The organism is Vibrio sp. 378 (genome assembly GCF_033339435.1).
This window is the reverse complement of the sequence record NZ_JAWOUO010000313.1, coordinates 1-851: the sequence shown is the minus strand read 5'-3', so window position 1 is coordinate 851 and position 851 is coordinate 1. Positions and strand designations below refer to the sequence as shown.

Sequence of the window (851 nt, the reverse complement as noted above, 5' to 3'; positions counted from 1 at the left end):
TTGCAAGTAGACCACTACGCCAAGGTTTTCTTTTGGGAGGTTGTTTTTTTGTCGACTTTTTTGGAGCGCCTCGCCCCCGTCTCACATAATCTCTGTTTGCCACGGTTACTTCTGGTCATCAAGGATTCTTCCAAATATGGTAATCCAGAACGGGTCGAGAAAACACCCTATTGATGTAATCTTGATAGCTACGTATCAGATAGAGAATACAAAAAGCGGCGCCAATGGGCACCGCTTATCGTTAGTTTACATGATAGTCGCGTTGGACTACCGAGCGCTTAGGCGCGTTGCGGTGGCGCTGCGCTACCACGGACAACAAGCTTAGTTTCTAGTAAGCGTGAACCTGAATGAACGTCATGGCCTTTAAGGAGTTCAAGCATCATAAGCATCGCTTGGCGGCCAATTTCATAACGAGGTTGAGAAATGGTCGTTAACGGTGGATCGCAGTATTGAGCAAAGTTGATATCATCGAAACCAACCACTGACAGATCTTGCGGAACGCGCAGACCGAGTAGTTTCGCTTCTTGGATTGCGCCGATTGCCATGGTGTCACAGTGGCAGAAAATCGCAGTTGGTGGCTCTGGAAGTTCTAGCAACTTACGTACAGCTTTCGCGCCGCCGTCAAAAGAAAACTCAGTGATAACGCTGTATTGTGGGTCTTTACTGATCCCCGCGCGACGCAAGGCTTGTTGATAACCTTGCTGGCGGAACTGACACAATACCGCTGTATCTGGTCCTGAAATTTGTGCTATGCGTTTATGGCCAAGCTGAGTTAGGTAATTGACCGCTTCAAAAGCAGACGTTAGGTTGTCAATGTGCACGGTTGGTAATTCTAGCTCTGGCGCAAACTC

Annotated in this window: 1 protein-coding gene and 1 pseudogene; both read right to left on the bottom strand. The window is 48.1% G+C overall.

The genetic code is table 11. The annotated features are described in order from the left end of the window. A pseudogene (locus R7Q48_RS25935) lies at positions 1 to 103 on the bottom strand (cell division protein FtsN); the annotation flags it as partial. A 175-nt stretch (positions 104 to 278) separates the two neighbouring features. After that, positions 279 to 851, bottom strand: a 573-nt coding sequence (locus tag R7Q48_RS25930; protein ID WP_318133049.1) for a substrate-binding domain-containing protein, incomplete at its 5' end; no start/stop codon positions are given.